The 4,669-nt window shown below is 71.2% G+C and carries 3 protein-coding genes and 2 pseudogenes; 3 read left to right on the top strand and 2 right to left on the bottom strand.

Annotated features, from left to right (window positions below):
* Positions 1 to 634 (bottom strand): annotated as a pseudogene (locus MET2598_RS37485) (methylmalonyl-CoA mutase family protein); the annotation flags it as partial.
* 389 nt (positions 635 to 1,023) lie between these two features.
* Between MET2598_RS37485 and ccrA the strand changes: the two are divergent.
* Positions 1,024 to 2,215: pseudogene (gene ccrA / locus MET2598_RS37480) on the top strand (crotonyl-CoA carboxylase/reductase).
* A 118-nt stretch (positions 2,216 to 2,333) separates the two neighbouring features.
* Complete coding sequence (locus tag MET2598_RS0127420) at positions 2,334 to 2,729, top strand: DoxX family protein (RefSeq protein WP_018263046.1); 396 nt, start codon at positions 2,334 to 2,336, stop codon at positions 2,727 to 2,729.
* Positions 2,730 to 2,942: 213 nt separating this feature from the next.
* Here the strand turns inward: MET2598_RS0127420 and MET2598_RS0127415 are convergent, their stop codons facing one another.
* Positions 2,943 to 4,052, bottom strand: a complete 1,110-nt coding sequence (locus MET2598_RS0127415) for a helix-turn-helix transcriptional regulator (protein WP_018263049.1) — start codon at positions 4,050 to 4,052, stop codon at positions 2,943 to 2,945.
* Between the two features lie 280 nt (positions 4,053 to 4,332).
* Here MET2598_RS0127415 and leuD point away from each other — a divergent pair.
* On the top strand, positions 4,333 to 4,669 hold a 337-nt coding region (gene leuD, locus MET2598_RS37475), incomplete at its 3' end, for a 3-isopropylmalate dehydratase small subunit (protein WP_018263048.1).

The raw sequence follows: 4,669 nt of genomic DNA, 5'->3' as shown, positions 1-4,669 counted from the left end.
CCTCGTCGAAATCCGGATCCGCCCGCACGGTGTCGAGCACCGCGATGGCGATGGCCAGCGCGTAGGAGAGTTCCTGGACCGGCGTCGCGCCCGCCTCCTGCAGGTGGTAGGAGCAGACGTTCATCGGGTTCCACTTCGGCACGTGCTTGGTCGTGAACAGGATCACGTCCTTGGTGAGCCGAAGGCTCGGGGCCGCGGCGGAACACGTAGGTGCCGCGCGAGAGGTACTCCTTGATGATGTCGTTCTGCGTCGTGCCCTGCAGGGCCGCGATCGGCGCCCCCTGCTCCTCCGCGACCGCGAGGTTGAGAGCGCGAGCAGCCAGGGCGCCGTCGCGTTGATGGTCATCGACGTGTTCATCTGGGCGAGCGGGATGTCGCGGAACAGGGTCCGCATGTCGCCGAGATGCGCGATCGAGACGCCGACCTTGCCGACCTCGCCGCGGGCGAGTTCGTGGTCGGGGTCGTAGCCGGTCTGGGTCGGCAGGTCGAAGGCCACCGACAGGCCGGTCTGCCCCTTGGCGAGGTGGTTCTTCCGGTAGAGCGCGTTCGAATCCGCCGCGGTCGAGTGGCCCGCATAGGTGCGGATGATCCACGGCTTGTCGCGCTGCGCCGTCCTCGTCGCCTGTTCGCCCATGGCGCCCCTCGCCCTCGCTTCCGTCCGAGCCCCGTCCGGGGCGCCGCATCGTAGACACGCCGCCGGGGGCCGTCACGCCCCGCGCGCGTCGCTCGCGCCGGCCGCACGGGCCCGACCGCGCGTCAGCGCAAGCAAGCGGTGCGCCGACCGCCCGCGCGGCGCCGGCGCGGGAAGCGGATTGCCTGCGTTTTCGGCGTCCGTCTGCCCTGCTTTTGGTCTATTTGACCCCGTCCTGATCGTCGCTAGGATCGGTGCAGTGCAATATCTGAAGGGAGGGTCCGCAATGGGGTGCGGGCGCTGCGGTGCGGCCGATCCCCGGGGGATCGGGGCAGCTGAAGGACCTCTACGAGATCGGCGAGATCCCGCCGCTCGGCCATGTGCCGTCCAGGATGTACGCCTGGGCGATCCGCCGGGAGCGGCACGGCCCGCCCGAGGATTCCATGCAGGTCGAGGTCGTCCCCGACCTGGACCATCGGCGACGACGAGGTGCTGGCTCTCGTGATGGCCGCGGGCGTCAACTACAACGGCGTCTGGGCGGGCCTCGGCGAGCCGATCTCCCCGTTCGACGTCCACAAGGCCCCCTTCCACGTGGCCGGCTCGGACGCGTCCGGCATCGTCTGGGCGGTCGGCGCCAAGGTGAAGCGCTGGAAGGTCGGCGACGAGGTCATCGTCCACTGCAACCAGGACGACGGGGACGACGAGGAGTGCAATGGCGGCGACCCGATGTTCTCGCCGTCGCAGCGGATCTGGGGCTACGAGACCCCGGACGGCTCCTTCGGGCAGTTCTGCCGGGTGCAGTCGCGCCAGCTGATGCGGCGGCCCCAGCACCTGACCTGGGAGGAGAGCGCCTGCTACACGCTCACCCTCGCGACCGCCTACCGGATGCTGTTCGGCCACGCGCCGCACACGGTGAGGCCCGGCCAGAACGTGCTGATCTGGGGCGCCTCGGGCGGGCTCGGCGTGTTCGGCGTGCAGCTCTGCGCGGCCTCGGGGGCCAACGCGATCGCGGTGATCTCGGACGAGTCGAAGCGCGACTACGTCATGAGCCTCGGCGCGAAGGGGGTGATCAACCGCAAGGACTTTAAGTGCTGGGGTCAGCTCCCGAAGGTCAACTCAGCCGAGTACACGGAGTGGCTGAAGGAGGCGCGCAAGTTCGGCAAGGCGATCTGGGACATCACCGGCAAGGGCAACGACGTCGACATCGTGTTCGAGCATCCGGGCGAGGCGACGTTCCCGGTGTCGTCGCTGGTGGTGAAGCGCGGCGGCATGGTGGTGTTCTGCGCCGGGACGACCGGCTTCAACATCACCTTCGACGCGCGCTACGTCTGGATGCGCCAGAAGCGGATCCAGGGCTCGCACTTCGCGCACCTCAAGCAGGCGGCGGCCGCGAACCAGTTCGTGATCGACCGGCGGGTGGATCCGTGCATGAGCGAGCTGTTCCCGTGGGACAAGATCCCGCACGCCCATACCAAGATGTGGCGCAACCAGCACGCGCCCGGCAACATGGCGGTGCTGGTGAACGCCCAGAAGGCGGGCCTGCGCACCTTCGACGACGTGCTGGAACTCTCCGGCTCGCGCTGAGGCGCGAACCCGGCCCGGGCGCGCCCGGGCCGGGGCGTCGGGCTTGAGCGTCTCGTCGCCGCCGGGCTAAGGGCGTCGTTGCCCCCGGCCTCCTCCGGAGGGCCCGCCGGAGTTCGCGATGCGCGCCACCCTCGACCACTACGCCCCCGTCATGCTCAGCGTCCTGCGCATCATGGCGGCGCTGATCTTCATGGCCCACGGCACCCAGAAGGTGCTGGGCTTCCCGCCCCACCCGAACCCGCCCGGCCTGACCACCCTTCCCGGGATCGCCGGCATCCTCGAACTCGTGGGCGGCGCGCTCCTCGCCCTCGGCCTCCTCACCCGGCCGGTCGCCTTCATCCTGTCGGGCGAGATGGCCTTCGCCTACTTCATCGGGCACGCGCCGCGCGGCTTCTTCCCAACCCTCAACGGCGGCGACGCGGCCATCCTCTACTGCTTCGTCTTCCTCTACCTCGTCTTCGCCGGGCCGGGGCCGCTCAGCCTGGACGCGGCCCGCCATCGCGCGGGCGCCTGACGCGCGGTCGAGGGGCTGCCATCGGTCCCGCGCTCCGCGGCGCGTCGCCCGCGCGGCGCGTGAGCGACGCCGGCATCCGCATGGCGACGCAATCCGTCGGATGTCGGATCATACCCGATCCGCTTGATCCCTTCGGGACGGCGGATTTGGGCTTCGCTCTGACGCCGCGCAGGCGCGTGATCCGGGATCCGCTTCGATCAAGCGGATCCCGGATCACAGCCGCATCCGCCCCAGCAGCGCGACGAGTTCCGGCTGGCGGTGGGTGCGTGTCTTGGCGAAGACGGCCTTGAGCTGCGAGCGCGCGGTGGCGATCGTGATGCCGTGAGCCGCCGCGACCGCCGCGAGTTCGCCCCCCTCGGCGAGGTCGCGGGCGAGGCGCGCCTCCGCGGCCGTGAGCCCGAAGGCCTGCCGCAGCAGGGCCTCGCCCGGGCGCCCGCCCGCCGCGGAATCGACCACCAGGATCACCGCGCGGGCGCGCTGGAACAGGTCCTGCGCCGCCCCGGCGAGCGGGGCCGCGTGCAGGATCAGGGGCGGGCCCTCGGGCCGCGGCACCGCCACCGGCCCCTCGGCCGCCCCCTCGTGCGGCCGGCCGGCGCGGATCGCGCTCGCGATCAGGCGGCCGAGGGCGGCGTTCGCCGCCCGATCCTGGGCGAGCAGCGCCCCCTTCACGACGGCGATGCCGCGGCCGAGCTGCCGCTCGGCGTGGGCGTTCATCCGCAGCACCGTGCCGCTCGCGTCGAGCAGCAGGCCGCCGCAGCGGAGGGTCTCGAAGGCGTCGAGCGCGGCGCCGGCCCGCGCCTCGGCGAGCCGCAGGGCGATCTGCCCGGCCCGCTGCAGGTGCGGCACCGCCCGCCGGATCTGCGCGATCTCCCGGTGCGAGAACATCTCGCGCTCGCGGCGGCGCTCCGCCGACAGGATGACGCTGCGCTCCCCCTCCGCCACCATGTAGAGGCCCGCGAACCAGCGGTTGCCGTAGCGTCCCACGTAATCCGCGTTGAACGGGATGTGGTCGAGTTCCCGCGGCGTGAAGATCTGGGACTCGGTGATCACGCCGCGCGGATCCTTCAGGGCCTGGATGCCGCGCGCGATCCGCGGGTTCTCGGCGAGCCAGCCGTCCCGGACCCCCGCCTCCACCACCTCGGCCATGTCCTCCGACACCGAGGCCGCGAGCGGCGCCGCCGGCCCGGGCAGCATCACGGCGCCGTCCGCGCCGACGGCGCGCCCGTAGGCCTCCAGCACCGCCGGCCAGCGCTCCGGGTTCAGCGCCGCCTCGTAGAACAGATCGATCGCGTCAGCCAGACGATCGTCGCGAACATCTGTCATCACGATCCGGTTCCGCGCCTGCTCTGCTCAGCTTGAGCATATATTCCTATGATGACAAGCCGCAACGGGGGATCACGCCCCGGCGAGGCACGGCCGTCGGTGCCGCGCCGGGGACCGGGCCGCGCCCTCGCCCCGGTTTGGCCGAAGCGCGGCCGCGCGGCATCCGCCATTAGCGGGACGCCGGTGCCCGCAGCCGCGCGGGCGCGGCCTTTGCGGTGCCCCGCCGGCTTGCTACAAGCGCCCGATGGGCCGCCCCCGGGGCCGCCGGAAAGCTCGCATCATGGAAAAGTTCACCGTTCTCGAAGGCGTCGCGGCGCCGCTGCGGATCGTCAACGTCGACACCGACCGCATCATCCCCAAGCAGTATCTCAAGACCATCAAGCGCACCGGCCTCGGCAAGGGCCTGTTCTCGGAGATGCGCTACCGGGACGACGGCTCGGAGAACCCGGACTTCGTTCTCAACCAGCCCGCCTATCGCAACGCCAAGATCCTGGTGGTGGGCGATAATTTCGGCTGCGGCTCCTCGCGCGAGCACGCCCCGTGGGCGCTCGCGGATTTCGGCATACGCTGCATCGTCTCGACCAGCTTCGCCGACATCTTCTTCAACAACAGCGCCA

It is taken from the genome of Methylobacterium sp. WSM2598 (genome assembly GCF_000379105.1).
Lineage (GTDB): Bacteria > Pseudomonadota > Alphaproteobacteria > Rhizobiales > Beijerinckiaceae > Methylobacterium.
This window is presented reverse-complemented; position numbering and strand designations above follow the sequence as displayed.